The organism is Bradyrhizobium sp. LCT2, assembly GCF_009931255.1.
GTDB classification, from domain to species: domain Bacteria; phylum Pseudomonadota; class Alphaproteobacteria; order Rhizobiales; family Xanthobacteraceae; genus Bradyrhizobium; species Bradyrhizobium diazoefficiens.
This window is the reverse complement of the sequence record NZ_CP034432.1, coordinates 3,373,408-3,388,029: the sequence shown is the minus strand read 5'-3', so window position 1 is coordinate 3,388,029 and position 14,622 is coordinate 3,373,408. Positions and strand designations below refer to the sequence as shown.

Annotated in this window: 19 protein-coding genes; 14 read left to right on the top strand and 5 right to left on the bottom strand. The window is 65.1% G+C overall.

The window, feature by feature from the left end:
* Positions 1–41 precede the first annotated feature (41 nt).
* Entirely contained in the window at positions 42–887 is an 846-nt protein-coding gene (gene fghA / locus EI171_RS16395; RefSeq protein ID WP_161533998.1) for an S-formylglutathione hydrolase, read from the top strand.
* Positions 888–936: 49 nt separating this feature from the next.
* Here the strand turns inward: fghA and EI171_RS16390 are convergent, their stop codons facing one another.
* The gene (locus EI171_RS16390) at positions 937–1,506 is read right to left on the bottom strand and encodes a DUF3280 domain-containing protein (protein WP_182872244.1); all 570 of its coding nucleotides are present in this window, start codon (positions 1,504–1,506) and stop codon (positions 937–939) included.
* 59 nt (positions 1,507–1,565) lie between these two features.
* Between EI171_RS16390 and EI171_RS16385 the strand changes: the two genes are divergently transcribed.
* The 6 genes from EI171_RS16385 (at position 1,566) to EI171_RS16360 (ending at position 6,422) form a co-directional block, all read left to right on the top strand.
* Positions 1,566–2,747, top strand: coding sequence for an ABC transporter substrate-binding protein (locus tag EI171_RS16385; RefSeq protein WP_161533993.1), 1,182 nt, complete (start codon positions 1,566–1,568; stop codon positions 2,745–2,747).
* Between the two features lie 8 nt (positions 2,748–2,755).
* Positions 2,756–3,724 (top strand): YVTN family beta-propeller repeat protein, encoded by a 969-nt coding sequence (locus EI171_RS16380; protein WP_161533989.1) that lies wholly within the window; start codon positions 2,756–2,758, stop codon positions 3,722–3,724.
* Positions 3,721–4,530: an ABC transporter ATP-binding protein gene (locus EI171_RS16375; protein WP_110116822.1), complete on the top strand. Its 810-nt coding sequence runs from the start codon at positions 3,721–3,723 to the stop codon at positions 4,528–4,530. Before EI171_RS16380 ends, EI171_RS16375 begins: the two co-directional genes overlap by 4 nt.
* Complete coding sequence (locus EI171_RS16370; protein ID WP_161533986.1) at positions 4,527–5,375, top strand: ABC transporter permease; 849 nt, start codon at positions 4,527–4,529, stop codon at positions 5,373–5,375. Before EI171_RS16375 ends, EI171_RS16370 begins: the two co-directional genes overlap by 4 nt.
* Positions 5,372–5,986 (top strand): hypothetical protein, encoded by a 615-nt coding sequence (locus EI171_RS16365; RefSeq protein ID WP_011088932.1) that lies wholly within the window; start codon positions 5,372–5,374, stop codon positions 5,984–5,986. The genes EI171_RS16370 and EI171_RS16365 overlap by 4 nt, the downstream gene beginning before the upstream one ends.
* A gap of 136 nt (positions 5,987–6,122) precedes the next feature.
* Positions 6,123–6,422 (top strand): copper-binding protein, encoded by a 300-nt coding sequence (locus EI171_RS16360; RefSeq protein WP_011088933.1) that lies wholly within the window; start codon positions 6,123–6,125, stop codon positions 6,420–6,422.
* Positions 6,423–6,557: 135 nt separating this feature from the next.
* On the opposite strand, the gene EI171_RS16355 is transcribed toward EI171_RS16360, so the two are convergent.
* Positions 6,558–7,115 (bottom strand): PQQ-dependent catabolism-associated CXXCW motif protein, encoded by a 558-nt coding sequence (locus EI171_RS16355; RefSeq protein ID WP_097532453.1) that lies wholly within the window; start codon positions 7,113–7,115, stop codon positions 6,558–6,560.
* Positions 7,112–7,993, bottom strand: a complete 882-nt coding sequence (locus EI171_RS16350; RefSeq protein ID WP_161533984.1) for a substrate-binding domain-containing protein — start codon at positions 7,991–7,993, stop codon at positions 7,112–7,114. The genes EI171_RS16355 and EI171_RS16350 overlap by 4 nt, the downstream gene beginning before the upstream one ends.
* 129 nt (positions 7,994–8,122) lie before the next feature.
* On the opposite strand from EI171_RS16350, the gene EI171_RS16345 reads away from it, so the two are divergent.
* Positions 8,123–9,049: a quinoprotein relay system zinc metallohydrolase 2 gene (locus tag EI171_RS16345; protein WP_161533981.1), complete on the top strand. Its 927-nt coding sequence runs from the start codon at positions 8,123–8,125 to the stop codon at positions 9,047–9,049.
* Positions 9,050–9,119: 70 nt separating this feature from the next.
* Positions 9,120–9,938, top strand: coding sequence for a quinoprotein dehydrogenase-associated SoxYZ-like carrier (locus tag EI171_RS16340; RefSeq protein ID WP_161533979.1), 819 nt, complete (start codon positions 9,120–9,122; stop codon positions 9,936–9,938).
* Positions 9,939–10,058: 120 nt separating this feature from the next.
* Here EI171_RS16340 and EI171_RS16335 read toward each other — a convergent pair whose 3' ends face one another.
* The gene (locus tag EI171_RS16335) at positions 10,059–10,418 is read right to left on the bottom strand and encodes a hypothetical protein (RefSeq protein ID WP_161533976.1); all 360 of its coding nucleotides are present in this window, start codon (positions 10,416–10,418) and stop codon (positions 10,059–10,061) included.
* An 87-nt stretch (positions 10,419–10,505) separates the two neighbouring features.
* Between EI171_RS16335 and EI171_RS16330 the strand changes: the two genes are divergently transcribed.
* The 5 genes from EI171_RS16330 to EI171_RS16310 are packed head-to-tail and all read left to right on the top strand — an operon-like array spanning position 10,506 to position 14,173.
* Positions 10,506–11,486, top strand: coding sequence for an ABC transporter substrate-binding protein (locus EI171_RS16330; RefSeq protein WP_246740634.1), 981 nt, complete (start codon positions 10,506–10,508; stop codon positions 11,484–11,486).
* 1 nt (position 11,487) lies between these two features.
* Positions 11,488–12,225, top strand: coding sequence for an ABC transporter permease (locus EI171_RS16325; protein ID WP_028174369.1), 738 nt, complete (start codon positions 11,488–11,490; stop codon positions 12,223–12,225).
* A complete protein-coding gene (locus EI171_RS16320) occupies positions 12,215–12,955 on the top strand; it encodes an ABC transporter ATP-binding protein (protein ID WP_028174368.1) in 741 nt (246 codons plus the stop codon). The genes EI171_RS16325 and EI171_RS16320 overlap by 11 nt, the downstream gene beginning before the upstream one ends.
* Before the next feature lie 46 nt (positions 12,956–13,001).
* A complete protein-coding gene (locus EI171_RS16315; protein ID WP_161533971.1) occupies positions 13,002–13,799 on the top strand; it encodes a pentapeptide repeat-containing protein in 798 nt (265 codons plus the stop codon).
* Positions 13,800–13,825: 26 nt separating this feature from the next.
* A complete protein-coding gene (locus EI171_RS16310) occupies positions 13,826–14,173 on the top strand; it encodes a hypothetical protein (protein ID WP_011088943.1) in 348 nt (115 codons plus the stop codon).
* Positions 14,174–14,183: 10 nt separating this feature from the next.
* Here EI171_RS16310 and EI171_RS16305 read toward each other — a convergent pair whose 3' ends face one another.
* Positions 14,184–14,393, bottom strand: a complete 210-nt coding sequence (locus EI171_RS16305; RefSeq protein ID WP_011088944.1) for a hypothetical protein — start codon at positions 14,391–14,393, stop codon at positions 14,184–14,186.
* Between the last annotated feature and the right edge of the window lie 229 nt (positions 14,394–14,622).

Below are 14,622 nucleotides of genomic sequence, written 5' to 3'. Positions count from 1 at the left end.
GTTGCAATGTTGATGTGGTTAAGTGCCACTGGAGTTAGGGCATGACGATTCAGACTGTCTCGACCAATAAATCCTACGGCGGCGTGCAGGGCGTATACCGCCATGCGAGCCAGGCGACCGGAACCGACATGGTGTTCTCGGTCTACGTTCCCCCGCATGCGGACGGCGCAAAGCTTCCCGTGGTCTGGTATCTGTCGGGTCTCACCTGCACGCATGCCAACGTCACCGAGAAGGGCGAATTCCGCAAGGCCTGCGCCGAGCTCGGCCTGATCTTCGTCGCGCCCGACACCTCACCGCGCGGGCCGGACGTGCCGGGCGATCCCAACAATTCCTATGATTTCGGCCTCGGGGCCGGCTTCTATGTCGACGCGACGCAGGAGCCGTTTGCGCGCAACTATCGGATGTGGAGCTATGTCACCGACGAGCTGCCGAAGCTGGTCGCCGAGAACTTTCCGGTCGATGCCAGGCGGCAGTCGGTGATGGGCCATTCGATGGGCGGCCACGGCGCGCTGACGGTGGCGCTACGCAACCCGCACCGCTATCGCGCGGCGAGCGCGTTCGCGCCGATCGTGGCGCCGTCGCAGGTGCCCTGGGGCATCAAGGCCCTGACCGGCTATCTCGGGCCCAACAAGGACAACTGGCGCAGCCACGACACCGTGGCGCTGATCGAGGATGGCGCGAAATACTCGGGCTTCCTGGTCGATGTCGGCGATGCCGACAACTTCCTGAAGGAGCAGCTCAAGCCGGAGCTGCTGCAAGCCGCCTGCAGCAAAGCGAGCATCCCGCTGACGCTGCGGCGGCAGGCGGGCTACGACCACAGCTATTATTTCATCTCGACGTTCATGGGCGATCATCTCAACTGGCATGCGGAGAGATTGAACGGGTGAGCTCGCTTTCTCCTCCCCCTCTCCCCGCACGCGGGGAGAGGGGAAGATCTCATGGCTTGCCGTAATTCGGCGCCAGCAACCGGTTGCGGATCAGATAGCTCATCGTGCGGGTCCAGGATTCGTCGGTGTTGCCGCGCATGTCGGCGCTCGCCACCGTGATCATGTTGCCGGTCTTCACGTCGCGCAGGTAGATGTTGAGGTTGATGATCAGGTTCGAGACCTTCTGCACCATGCCGGTGATCTCCAGGTCGGCACCCAGCTGCCCGGCGAGCTTGAGGTCGCAGCCGCCGCAGGCCTGTAAGTTGGCGTGACGGGCGGCGTCCCTGACCGGCGCGATGTCGAGCACCCGGAACCGGCCCGAATCAGCCAGCTCCTTCCGCAGCTGCTCGCTGATGCGATCCAGCCGTACCAGCTCGGGCTTGGAGCCGTAGAACTCGCCGGGCAGGCTGGTGTCGATCAGCTCGAAGTCGAACACGGCGAGCTTCGGCGGATCGGCGAGCGCGACTGAGCCCGTCAACAGCAAAGCGGCGAAACATAGCAGCGCTCGCATGATCGTGATTCCGCCGCCTCGCGTCGCGAGGACGAAATGCGGGGTTGCATGCCCTGACAAATCGGTCATGCTTTAACAGAGACAATTCTCCATCGGCGGTCAAGCCGGGGAGAACGCCTGGAGGAAACATGATCCGATGGTTGGTCGGCCTGATCGGCTTAGGTCTTGCTGCGACGAGCGCGTTCGCGGCCGACCCTGTCATGATCGGCGTCGGCTATCTCGGACTCGCCGGCACCAGATCGACGCTGTCGCTGGTCGAGCAGCCCGCGGAGAATGACGGCGTCGCCGGCGCACGCCTCGCCATCGAGGACAACAACACCACCGGAAAATTCCTGGGCCAGCGCTTTGCGCTGGAGGAGCGCCGCATCAGGGAAGGCGAGGACGCGGTGCAGGCCGCGACCGCGCTCGCCGAGAAGAATGGCTTCATCATCGCCGATCTGCCGGCGGATGCGCTGCTGAAAGTGGCCGACGCCCTGCGCGAGCGCGGCACGCTGCTGTTCAACGCCGGCGCGATCGACGAGCGGCTGCGCGAGGCCGATTGCCGCGCCAATGTCATCCACACCGCGCCGACGCGCGCGATGCTGGCAGACGCGCTCGGCCAGTATCTGGTGTGGAAGCAGTGGAAGCGCTGGCTGCTCGTGGTCGGCTCGCATGACGAGGACAAGCTGTTCGCCGATGCGCTGAGGCGCACGGCCACACGATTCGGCGCCAAGATCGTGCAGGAGCGCACCTTTGAAGACGCCGGCGGAGCGCGCCGCACCGACTCGGGCGTGACGCTGATCCAGCGCCAGATGCCGGTGTTCACGCAGCAGGCCCCTAGCTACGATGTGCTGGTCGCCGCCGACGAGAGCGAGGTGTTCGGCGCCTATCTGCCCTACCGCACCTGGGATCCGCGGCCCGTCGCCGGCTCGGCGGGCCTCGTGCCGCGCAGCTGGGACGCCGCGCAGGACCAGTGGGGCGCAATCCAGATGCAGAACCGCTTCATCAAGCTGAACTCGCGGCGGATGACGGCGCTCGACATGCAGGCGTGGACGGCTGTGCGGATGATCGGCGAAGCCACCTCGCGCACCAATTCCGGCGATGTGAAAAAGGTCGCCGATTTCATCAAGGGGCCGGATTTTTCGGTCGCTGCCTTCAAGGGCACGCGGCTGACGCTGCGCGACTGGAATCTCCAACTGCGCCAGCCGATCCTGCTGGTCGACGGCCGCATGGTGGTGTCGGTGTCGCCGCAGGAAGGGTTTCTGCACCAGGTCTCCGAGCTCGATACGCTCGGCTACGACCGTCCGGAGAGCAAATGCAAATTGAAGTGAGGACGCAAATGTCGCGCGTGTGGCGTGTTGGGCTTCTCTCTGGACTGGCGCTCATGACCGCGCCCGCGCACGCCTACATCGCCTATGTCTCGAACGAGAAGAGCAACACGGTCTCGGTGATCGACACCGACAGCTGGACGGTGACCAAGACCATCAAGGTCGGCCAGCGCCCGCGCGGCATCGACTTCACGCGCGACGGCAAGTTCGTGATGGTCGCGGTCGGCGACGACGACACCATCCAGGTGATCGACGCCAAGACGCAAAGCGTGGTGGACAGCCTGCCCTCCGGCCCCGACCCCGAATTGTTCGCCCAGGATGCCGCCGGCAAGATCCTCTATGTCGCCAACGAGAACGACAACACGGTGACCGTGATCGATCTCGAGAAGCGCGCCCGCCTCGGCGACATCCAGGTCGGCGTCGAGCCCGAGGGCATGACCATCAGCCCCGACGGCAAGACGCTGATCAACACGTCCGAGACGACCAACATGGCGCATTTCATCGACACCGCCTCGCGCCAGATCGTCGCCAACGTGCTGGTCGACGCGCGGCCGCGCTTTGCGGAGTTCAAGCACGACGCTTCCGAATTGTGGGTGTCCTCGGAGATCGGCGGCACTGTCTCGATTATCGATCCCGGGAAGCACGAGGTGATCGGCAAGGTCACGTTCGAGATTCCGGGCCTGCGGAAAGAGGCCATCCAGCCGGTCGGCATCGGCATGACCAGGGACGACAAGACCGCCTTCGTCGCGCTCGGCCCCGCCAACCGTATCGCCGTGGTCGATGTCGCGACGCGGAAGGTGACGAAATACCTGCTGGTCGGGCAGCGGGTCTGGCACATGGCGTTCACGCCGGACGAAAAATACCTGCTCACCACCAACGGCGTGTCGAACGATGTTTCCGTGATCGACGTCGCCACGCAGAAGGTGATCAAGACCATTCAGGTGGGCGAACTGCCCTGGGGCATCGCGATCGCGCCATGACCAGTCCCGCCTCCATCGCCGAGCCGCGCGACAGCGCGCCGAAGCTAGATCCGGCGGCGGTGCCGGCGCTGTCGGTCGACGGCGTCAGCCATGCCTACGGCCCGCGCCGGGCGTTGATGGACGTCTCCTTCAACGTGCAGCCCGCGAGCTTCACCGCATTGCTCGGCCTCAACGGCGCCGGCAAGAGCACGCTGTTCTCGCTCATCACGCGGCTGTTCGGCATCCAGTCCGGCCGCGTCGGCATCTTCGGTCATGACGTCAGCAAGAGCCCCGGCGAGGCGCTGCGGCTGCTCGGCGTCGTGTTCCAGCCGCGCACGCTCGATCTCGATTTGTCGCTGACGCAGAACCTGCTCTATCACGCCGCGCTGCACGGCATCAGCCGCCGCGAGGCGGCCGCGCGCAGCGCCGAGCTGCTCGGCCGCATCGGCCTCTCCGAGCGCGCCGGCAGCAAGGTGCGCGATCTCTCCGGCGGCCAGATGCGGCGGCTGGAGATCGCACGCGCGCTGCTGCACCGGCCGCGCCTGTTGCTGCTGGACGAGCCGACCGTCGGCCTCGACGTCAAGGCGCGCGCCGATATCATCAGCCACGTCCGCCAGCTCGTCACCGAGCAAGGCATCGGCGTGCTCTGGGCCACGCATCTGTTCGACGAGATCATGGCCGGGGACGACCTCGTGGTGCTGCACCAGGGCAAGGTGCTGGCGCAGGGGCCGATGAGCCGCGTCGTCACCGAAGCCGGCGCACAGGACGTCAACACCGCCTTCATGCGCCTGACCGGCGCGCAAGTAGTGCCGGGAGGCGGCGTATGAGCAGCATCACCACGCGCGAGGCGCCGCGCGGCTTCTCGTTCCAAGAGTACATGACTTGCCTCACCGGCATCGTCTGGCGCGAGGGCTTGCGCTTCCTGCATCAGCGCGAACGCTTCGTCTCGGCGCTGGTGCGCCCCCTGGTGTGGCTCTTCATCTTCGCGGCCGGCTTCCGCCAGGTGCTCGGCATCTCCATCATCCCGCCCTACGAGACCTACATCCTCTACGAGGTCTATATCGCGCCGGGCCTGATGGCGATGATCCAGCTCTTCAACGGCATGCAGTCCTCGCTCTCGATGGTCTATGACCGCGAGATGGGCAATATGCGCACGCTGCTGGTGAGTCCGCTGCCACGCGGCTTCCTGCTGTTCTGCAAGCTGCTGGCGGGCACCGCAGTGTCGCTGCTCCAGGTCTACGCGTTCCTCCTGATCGCCTGGTTCTGGGACATCACCCCGCCGCCATCGGGCTATCTCACGGTGCTGCCGGCGCTGATCCTGTCCGGACTGATGCTGGGCTCGCTCGGCATGCTGATCTCCTCCGGCATCAAGCAGCTGGAAAACTTCGCCGGCGTGATGAACTTCGTGATTTTCCCGATGTTCTTCGCCTCCTCCGCACTCTACCCGCTCTGGCGGGTGCAGGAGGGCAGCCCTTATCTGTACTTTCTCTGTGAGGCTAATCCGTTCACCCATGCGGTCGAACTGATCCGTTTTGCGCTCTACGGGCAAATCAACTGGATCTCGCTGGCGGTGGTTGCGACCTGCACAATCGTCTTCATGATCGGTGCGATTCTGGCCTATGATCCCTCGCGCGGGCTGGCGCGACGGGGCCCCGCGGGAGGCGAAGGATGAAGGTTCGGACCGTGACCATGGCCGTTCTGGCGCTCGCCGCCGCGAGCACGGCCGCGCGCGCGGCCGATCCGCGCTATCCGGACTGGCCCTGCACCCAGGCGAAAGTGCCGGAGATCTCGCTCGCCGCCGTCTGGGCCGGCCCGGCGCTCGACGATGTCCAGACCAAGTGGAAGGACGATGCCAGGATCAGCGCGCTGGTCTCAAAACTGTCGGCGCGCAAGACGCCGCTGGACGAGGCCGAGAAATCGGTGAAGGAATTCCTGGCCGGCTCCGCCGCTGACAAGACCGCGAACGCAAAGCTCCTCTTCGCCGGCCTGTTCGACACCCTCAACGCCCAGCGCTCGCAGGTCATGAACGGGCTCGAACGGGTCAGCCGCAAGCAGCGCGACGCCGCCGACAAGATCCGCGACGAGACAATTCAGCTCCAGGCACTCCAGGGCGCGACACCGCGCGACGAGGCCAAGGTCGAGGCGCTCAGCAACGAGCTGGTCTGGAAGACCCGCATTTTCGAGGACCGCCACAAGGTGGTGCGGTTCGTCTGCGAGGTTCCGACCGCGATCGACCAGCGCCTGTTCGCGCTCGGCCGTGTGATCCAGCAGGAAATGGAATAGCGTCAACCTCGCTGACGGCTCCGCAGAAGTTCCCGCGATCTCATTGCGACTATTAACCTTTGCCGCGCTATCTGCCGGAACCAAATCGCTCTAGGATGTCTTGTCGATGTGAATCTCGAAATGCCCGGAGGCCTCGATGGGAACCACCAGATTCATCCTCGCAGGCGCTGCGGTACTCAGCGTGCTCGCATCCAGCGCTTTTGCTGACGACATGACCGGAATGGTCACCAGGATCGACCGTCTCAACGGCACGATCTCGATCCAGCAGACGCAGAAGGGAACGGTCGGCGGGAGCGCAGGCGGCGCCGGCATGCTCCAGGAGTACAAGGCCAAGGATGCCGCGATGCTGGATGCCGTCCATGCCGGCGACAGGGTGAACTACTCTGCGACCGACAATAACGGCACGGGGACGCTGACCAAGCTGCAGAAGCAGTAGGCCTCCACGGCGTCATGGCCGGGCTAGTCCCGGCCATCCACGCCTCGCCCACAGCGCGAAGAACGTGGATGCCCGGGACATAGGCGAGCGAAGCGACGCCGTCCTTCGGACGGCTATGCCCGGGCATGACGGTTACTATTGATCCGGCCGCGGCTCCGGCTGCCCTTCGTCGGTCGGCAATGCCGCGCGCTCCCAGCCGTCGCTGCCATCAGGATACCAGGCGATGTTGGAATAGCCGTAAGCCAATGCACGCCTGGCGGCGTTCCAGGACATCCAGCAGTCGGCCAGGCAATAGATCACCAGCAGCGCGGCCTTGTCGCCGCGCGACGCTTGCGCGAGGCCGCGCTGCAAATAATCGTCCATGGCTGGCGGCAAATTTCCGTAGCCGGTATCCGGCAGCCACAGGCTGCCGGGAATGTTTCTGCGCGGCGCATCGCGCCAGACCGTACCTTGGGGAAGATTTTTCGGCTTCGGCGCGCGCGGCATCACGTCGATGAACGCGCCGCTCTTATCCCGCCAGATCGCCTCCGCTTCGGCTGTGGTGAGCACGCGCGCGCCGGCGAGCGTCGCCGGCACCGGCGCACGGTAATTGTCGGTACGGTAGCCCTCAGGCTCGAACGGCTCCGGCTGCTGCGCCAGTGCCGGTGCCGCCAGAACGGCGGCGACCAGTGCAGCGGCAACGCGCCGCCTCATGGCGCCTTCTTGGCCGTCTCCGCGCCGAGCGGCCGGTCGCTCTCGTCCAGCAAGGGAACGCCGAAGTCGAGCAGGATCTTGTTTATCTCGCCCTGGTTCTCCTGGATCAGCTTGTTGAGCTGCCGCTTCCAGTTCTGGTCGGCGGGACGCACGCCCATGCCGATGCGATAGACCAGCTTCGGACCGGTGGTTTCCTTCACCAGCGGCGTGACATGGAGCGAGCCGGCTTTCTTGGCATAGAAGCCGGCCATCGGTCCCCACAGCACGCCGGCGTCGATCTTGCCGGCCGAGAGGTCGTCGATCATCGCCTGCGCGGAATTGTCGAAGCGCGTGTCGATCATCAGCGGATAGGGCTTTGCGTCGCCCATCAGGCCTGCGATCGCCATATTGGTTGCCGGCGGCGTGCCGGCGACGATGCCGACGTGCTTGCCCTTGAGCCTGGCATCTTCGAGCGTGTCGACGTCTTCGAGCCCGCTGCCGGCCTTTGCGACCAGCGCATAGGTCGTGCGGTAATAGGGATTGGTGCCCTGCACGAGGTCGTCGCCTTGCGGGAAACCCATGATGACGTCGCAGCGATGTGCGCCCAGCGTCATCCGGACGAAGCCTGTCGCCTGCGGGAAGAACACGTAGTCGAGCTTCTTGCCGAGCTTGTCGGCGAACAGCTCGGCGAGCTTGTTCTCGAACCCCTCGCCCTTCTCGTTGGAGAACGGCAGATTGCGCGGATCGGCGCAGACCCGCAGCACCTTCGGGTCGACCAGCTCGAACGAGAGGTCTCCGGTCTCGCTGGTCTGCGCCATGGCGACGCCGCCCAGCGCGCAGGACGCAACCAGACCCCACAGCAAGAACAACCAGCGACGATGTCGTCCGGCCTCCGTCATCGCGCTTCCTCCTCGTTTTGTTTGAATGTTATCCATGCAACGCATGACGCGCCATGTTTTGCCAAACCTTGCGCTGGCTTCCCTTTGTTGCAGTGCAATGCAGCAAACCCTTTGAACTGAGGCGGAAAAGTGTCTCACATCGCTTCAATGATCGCTGCCCTGACCCTGCTCGGGATAGCGACGCTAGCACGCACTGATGCAGCCGAATTGCCTGTAAGCGAAGTCGCGCCGGGAATCTTCGTACACTCCGGGACCATTGCCCTGATGACGCGCGAGAACGAGGGCGACATCGCCAATGTCGGCTTCATCGTGGGCACCGACGCGGTCGCCGTGATCGACACCGGCGGCAGCTTGCGCGAGGGCGAGGCGCTGTTGGCGGCCGTGCGGGCCCGCACTGAGAAGCCGATCCGCTACGTCATCAACACCCACGGCCATCCCGACCATGTCTTCGGTAATGCAGCCTTCGTTGCGGAAGGGACCAGCTTCGTCGGCCACAACAGGCTGCCGCAGGCACTGGCGACGCGCGGGCCCTACTATCTCGACAATTTCCGTCGCATCATGGGCGGCGAGCTGATCGATCCCGTGAAGATCGTACCGCCCACCCTACTCGTTTCGGACACGATGACGCTCGATCTTGGATCGCGACGCCTGACCTTGCGGGCCTGGCCGGCCGCGCACAGCGACAATGACCTGACGGTGTTCGACGAGACGACCAAGACGCTGTTCGCGGGCGACCTCGTCTTTCTCCGCCACATTCCGGTCACGGACGGCAGCATTCGCGGCTGGCTTGCCCTGCTTAGGGAGCTTGAAGCGGTTCCGGCAATTCGCGTCATTCCCGGTCACGGCCCCGTGAGCGAGTGGCCTGCGGCGCTGGCCGATGAACGACGTTATCTCACGACGATGCTGTCCGACGTCCGCACACTCAACAAGAAGGGCGCGCCGATCCGAACCGCCGCGGACAAGGCCGCTGAATCGGAACGGCCGCACTGGCAGCTGTTCGAGGACTACAATGCCCGCAACGCAACCGCAGCATTTTCGGAAATTGAATGGGAGTAGCGGGCGCGCTACGCTATGCAGGGATGAGCTTCGCGGACCCTGACTGCTTCGTCCGCACGGGACCATGACCATGACGGGATGCATACGCCGCCTGCCCCTGATCGCCCTCCTCCTCGGCGTCGCCTTTGCCGCGCCGACGCAGGCCGAAGAGACCTACGATCCCTGGCCGGGCCTGGTGCAGGACATCTTCAGCAACCGTCCAATGAACGACGGCGCCAACGTGATCGGCATCGAGATGCCGTATCGCGCCGAGGACGCGGCCATCGTGCCGGTGACCCTGCGCAGCAAGCTCTCGCCGGGCGATGCCCGCCGTATCCGTTCGATCACGCTGGTCATCGACCGCAATCCGGCGCCAATGGCGGCGAAATTCGAGCTCGGGCCGGATGCCAATGTCAGCGAGATCTCCACGCGCGTGCGCGTCAACAACTACACCGACGTCCACGCGGTGGCCGAGCTCAGCGACGGCCAGCTCTATGTCGCCAAGACCTATGTGAAGGCCTCCGGCGGCTGCTCCGCGCCTGCGGGAAAGAATGTCGAGGAAGCCAAGAACCGGCTCGGCCAGATGCGCTACCGGCAATTCGCGCGCGAGGACGCGCCGGCGAGCCGCGTCCGCGAGGCGCAGATCATGATCGGCCATCCCAACAATTCCGGCCTGCAAATGGACCAGGTCACGCAGCTCTATATTCCCGCCTTCTTCATCAACCAGTTGAAGCTGACGCAGGACGACAGCCCCGTGCTGTCAATGGAAGGCGGCATCTCGATCTCCGAAGATCCCAATCTGCGCTTCACCTATGTCTCCAACGGCGCCAAGCGTTTCCGCGCGGAAGCGAAGGACACGGATGGACATGTGTTCCGCAACGAGTGGGATGTGGAGAAGCCGGGGACTTGATAGTCTCGCCGTCATTCCGGGGCGGTCCGCGGGACCGAACTATGGTGCGCGATTGCGCACCTGAGAATCTCGAGATTCCGGGTTCGATGCTTCGCATTGCCCCGGAATGACGGTGTTAGATCAGAAACACCTCACCTCGGCCTCGGCCTGCGCCCGCCTCAAATCATTCACCGCCGAGTTCGCCTGCTCCGACGTGCGAAACTGGACGCCGAGATTGCCGCGCACCTGGGACATGCTGAGCGCGGTCTCAGCGGTGACGTAGCGCTCGTAGGTGACGATCGAGGCTACCACGTCGATCGAGCAGGAACATTGCTCGATCGCGGCCCGTGTCTCGCCATTGGCCTTCATGCAGCCATAGACATATTCCGCGCGCGCCGCCGTCGGATAGTCGTTGGCCTCCTGCGCGCACGCCGTGGACACGGTCGCCGCCAGCACCGCCGATGCGGCGACAATCGGTCGTAGCTGTCCCGCCAGATTCATGAGCGTCCTCCCGCTGGTTGCGATGAAAGCTATGCTATGCGTATTGTCCTGAAAAGCACTCCCTTCGAGGAAACGGCTCACAAGGTGATGAGAGCACTTGGTCGAACATTGGCGCTCGCGGTGACGCTGGCGCTGACACAGGTCGCAAGCGTCCGCGCCGCGGATACCATCCGCCTTGCGGTGCAGAAGACCGGAACATTCTCCTGGGAGCTGGCCGCGATCCGGGCCGGCGGCCTCGACAAGGAAGCCGACCTGTCGCTGGAGGTCACCGAGCTTGCGAGCCCCGAAGCCGGCAAGATCGCGCTGCGTGCGGGCAGCGCCGACATCATCCTCTCGGACTGGCTGTGGGTGTCGCGCGAGCGGGCCCTCGGCGCCAAGCTCACCTTCTACCCCTATTCCAGCGCACTTGGCGCGGTAATGGTGCCCGCGGCCTCGCCGATCAAGACGCTCGCCGACCTCAAGGGCCGCAAGCTCGCCGTCGGCGGCGGCGCGATCGACAAGAGCTGGCTGCTGCTGCAGGCGCGGATGAAGCAGGACGGCATCGACCTGAAGTCGGAAGCGACCATCGTCTATGGCGCGCCGCCTTTGATCGCCGCCAAGGCGCTCGACGGCGAAATGGATGCCAGCCTCAACTTCTGGAATTTCTGCGCCCAGCTCGAGGCCAAGGGCTTTCGCCGCCTCGCCGGCATCGAGGACATCCTGCCGAAGTTGGGGGCCAAGGGCGCGGTGTCCGCGGTCGGCTATGTCTTCGACGAGGGCTGGGCCGCAAGCCACCGCGATGCGGTGGCGCGTTTCATTGCGATGACCCGCAAGGCCAAGCAGCTGCTGGTCACCTCCGACGCCGCCTGGGAGAAGATCGCGCCGCTCACCGGCGCGAGCGATGCCGTCATGCTCAAGACCTACCGTGACCGCTATCGCGACGGCATTCCGCGCCGGAGCATCGCCGACGAGGAGGCGGATGCGCGCGTGCTCTATCGCGTGCTGGCCGAGACCGGCGGCCGCGACCTGGTCGGGCCGGCGGCCGAACTCGACCCCGGCACCTTCTATCATGCAGTCCCCGGAGACTGAGGTGCTGCGTCTGCTCTCGTTTTCCCTGTTCCTCGCGACCTGGTGGCTTGCAGCGCTGTTCGTCGGCGGCGCAAAGCTGCCCTCCCCGCCTGCCGTGCTCACCGTCATCATCGCGGAAGCGTCGAGCGGCGCGCTGTTCCTGCATCTCGGCGCCACGCTGGCGCGCGTCGCGCTCGCCTTCGTGCTGGCGATGTCGCTCGGCAGCGCCGTCGGCTACCTGATGGGACGGGTGAAGCTCGCCGACCGGCTCGGCGATCCCTGGCTGATCCTGCTGCTCAACCTGCCTGCGCTGGTCGTGATCGTGCTCGCCTATATCTGGGCCGGCCTGACCGAGGCGGCGGCGATCGCCGCGATCGCCATCAACAAGCTGCCGACCGCCATCGTCACCTTGCGCGAGGGCACGCGCGCGCTCGACCGTTCGCTGGACGAGATGGCGAGCGTGTTCGCGATGCCGCGCTGGCGTGCCTTCCGCCATGTCGTGCTGCCGCAGCTTGCGCCCTATATCGCGGCCTCGGCGCGCTCCGGATTGTCGCTGGTGTGGAAGATCGTGCTGGTCGCCGAACTCCTGGGACGGCCGAACGGCGTCGGCTTCGAGATCGGTGTCGCCTTCCAGCTGTTCGACACGCCGCGGCTACTCGCCTACTCCCTGACATTCGCCGCCGTCGTGCTCGTGATCGAGACCGTGCTGGTGCAGCCGTTCGAGGCCCGTGCAACAAGGTGGCGGCCCCGTGCGGCTTGAAGTCGATATCACAGGCAAGACGTTCAGGAGTGCCGCGGGCGAAACGCACGAGGTGCTGGCGCCGGTCAAGTTCGCGGTTCAATCCGGCGAGGTCGGCGTGCTGATCGGTCCCTCCGGCTGCGGCAAGAGCACGATGCTGCGCATCATCCTCGGGCTCGACCGCGATTTCCACGGGACCGTCGCGCGACCGCCGGAAGCGCGGATCGGGATGGTGTTCCAGGAGCCGCGGCTGCTGCCGTGGCGCTCGGTCGAACAGAATGTGCGGCTTGCGGCTCCAGACATCTCCGAGGCGAAGCTGTCGGAGCTGTTCAGGATCCTGGAACTGGAAGCGCATCGCAGCCACTTTCCCGGCGAATTGTCGCTGGGTCTTGCCCGGCGCGTCGCTCTGGCTCGCGCCTTCGCAGTCGAGCCCGATCTGCTCGTGCTCGACGAGCCCCTCGCCTCGCTCGACGACGCGCTCGCGGGGCGCCTGCGCGACGAGATCGCGACGCTGGTCGCAAGCCGCCCCGTGATGACGCTGCTCGTCACCCACAGCCTCGACGATGCGGTCCGCCTCGGCGACCGCCTGTTCTTCCTGTCGCCGCAGCCGGCGCGCATTCTGGCAGAGGTGCCCATCAGCATCCCGCGTGGGGCACGCGGCGACGCAGAGATCGCCACGATCAAGGCGGACCTCGTGGCGAGGATCCAAGGCGAACATAGCGGCGAACGCGCCGGGCGTGATGCCTCATAGGCAACCACGCCAAGCGCGTGCTAAACAGGGCCGGTAGCGGAGCCTGATGATGAAGCGAATGATCGCCCTCATGACGCTTGGCCTCGCTCTCGTCGCGACCATGGCGAGCGCGCAGGACATGATGCGTGACGTCGACCTCACGTCACCCGCGATGATCTCCGCGGAAATGAGCCGGCAGGAGGTCGAGGCCATCCTGGCCAAAGCGAGCGCCGGGGCGCCGGCCGATTTCACCGGCAAGCGGTTGTCGGGGCTCGATCTCTCGGGTCTCGACCTTTCCACGGTGATTTTCCGTGCGGCACGACTCAACAAGACAAAACTCGCCGGTGCCCGTCTGGATCATGCGATCCTCGATCAGGCATGGCTGCTGGACGCTGATCTGGCGGGCGCGAGCCTGAAGGGCGCCAATCTGTTCGCCTCGCAGATGGCGCGCGTGCGTCTAGACGGCGCGGACCTGACCGGTGCTCGCATCGCGGCCGACCTCACCGGCGCAAGCCTGGTCGGCGCCTCGATTGCGGATGCGCATCTTGGCGCCGATATGCGCAACCAGTCGATGGGGCTCATGCGCGCCGTGCTGCGATCCGCTAATCTGGAACGGCTGAACGCGCGCAACGCCGACCTGTCGCGCGTCGATCTTGAATTTGCCTCCCTCAAGGGAGCCGACCTGACCGGTGCGTCGCTCAAAAATGCTCAGCTCGGCGGCGCCGACCTGACCGGAGCTACCGTCACTGACGCCGATTTCGAGGGCGCTGATCTTACCTCAGCGAAGCTGATCGCGCCGATCGGCCTTGACCGCGCCCGGAATTTCGACAAGGCAAAGAACCGCGAGCGCCTGATCAGGGAATAAAGGCGCGCCTTTGGGAGGATCGGTTGATGCGTTGGTTTCTGGCTTTGATCGCCTTGTTGACGTTTGCCGGCGAAACCGCCGCCCAGAGCAAGGGCAAGGGCATCCGGCTCTGGAACCTGACGACGGAGACGATCTCCGGCTTCCAGCTCTCGCCCGCCGGCAAGACCGAGTGGGGACCGAACCAGTGCCTGAACGACAAGGACAAGGAGGTAGACCACGACGAGCGGCTGCGCATCACCGGCGTCGAGCCCGGCCGCTACGACGCCAAGGTCAGCTATCCCAACGCGCGGCAGTGCGTCGTCCGCGACATCGAGATCAAGGCCGACGCGGTGTTCTCGATCGCCGACAAGGATCTGAAGGACTGCACGAAATAGGACGGCCGCGTCACGCCTTGTCGTTCGCGTGCGGATATTCGCAGCGCCACCGTACCGCCTGCCACTTCGGATGGTCGCCAACCCATTGCGCGATATAGGGTGGCGCCGCCATCGCGCATTGCCGCGGCGACCCCGCATAGTTGAACACCAGATGCTGTTCCTCGCAGGTCGCAGGCGACAGCACCGCACACACAGTCACCACCAGGTCGATCGGGTTCATGCCGGAATCCTCACGCAAGGGCGATCAAGGTTTAGCACGAAAGGCTACGTTCCGAGGAGCCGGAAGTTTCAATCCGCCGTGAGGGTTGGCCGGAACAGCCGATCTCTCTGCTGCGCGAGGTCCTAACATGCGAGGCTAGAACTTGAGACCTTGACGCTTCCACATCGTCATGGCCGGGCTTGTCCCGGCCATCCACGCCTTGCTCCGCGGTACAGAGAACGTGGATGCC

Bases quoted from the DNA above. Each gene is read 5' to 3' on its own strand.
- fghA (WP_161533998.1), top strand. From the start codon at position 42: ATGACGATTCAGACTGTCTCGACCAATAAATCCTACGGCGGCGTGCAG.
- EI171_RS16390 (WP_182872244.1), bottom strand. From the start codon at position 1,506: ATGACCGATTTGTCAGGGCATGCAACCCCGCATTTCGTCCTCGCGACG.
- EI171_RS16385 (WP_161533993.1), top strand. From the start codon at position 1,566: ATGATCCGATGGTTGGTCGGCCTGATCGGCTTAGGTCTTGCTGCGACG.
- EI171_RS16380 (WP_161533989.1), top strand. From the start codon at position 2,756: ATGTCGCGCGTGTGGCGTGTTGGGCTTCTCTCTGGACTGGCGCTCATG.
- EI171_RS16375 (WP_110116822.1), top strand. From the start codon at position 3,721: ATGACCAGTCCCGCCTCCATCGCCGAGCCGCGCGACAGCGCGCCGAAG.
- EI171_RS16370 (WP_161533986.1), top strand. From the start codon at position 4,527: ATGAGCAGCATCACCACGCGCGAGGCGCCGCGCGGCTTCTCGTTCCAA.
- EI171_RS16365 (WP_011088932.1), top strand. From the start codon at position 5,372: ATGAAGGTTCGGACCGTGACCATGGCCGTTCTGGCGCTCGCCGCCGCG.
- EI171_RS16360 (WP_011088933.1), top strand. From the start codon at position 6,123: ATGGGAACCACCAGATTCATCCTCGCAGGCGCTGCGGTACTCAGCGTG.
- EI171_RS16355 (WP_097532453.1), bottom strand. From the start codon at position 7,115: ATGAGGCGGCGCGTTGCCGCTGCACTGGTCGCCGCCGTTCTGGCGGCA.
- EI171_RS16350 (WP_161533984.1), bottom strand. From the start codon at position 7,993: ATGACGGAGGCCGGACGACATCGTCGCTGGTTGTTCTTGCTGTGGGGT.
- EI171_RS16340 (WP_161533979.1), top strand. From the start codon at position 9,120: ATGACGGGATGCATACGCCGCCTGCCCCTGATCGCCCTCCTCCTCGGC.
- EI171_RS16335 (WP_161533976.1), bottom strand. From the start codon at position 10,418: ATGAATCTGGCGGGACAGCTACGACCGATTGTCGCCGCATCGGCGGTG.
- EI171_RS16330 (WP_246740634.1), top strand. From the start codon at position 10,506: ATGAGAGCACTTGGTCGAACATTGGCGCTCGCGGTGACGCTGGCGCTG.
- EI171_RS16315 (WP_161533971.1), top strand. From the start codon at position 13,002: ATGATGAAGCGAATGATCGCCCTCATGACGCTTGGCCTCGCTCTCGTC.
- EI171_RS16310 (WP_011088943.1), top strand. From the start codon at position 13,826: ATGCGTTGGTTTCTGGCTTTGATCGCCTTGTTGACGTTTGCCGGCGAA.
- EI171_RS16305 (WP_011088944.1), bottom strand. From the start codon at position 14,393: ATGAACCCGATCGACCTGGTGGTGACTGTGTGTGCGGTGCTGTCGCCT.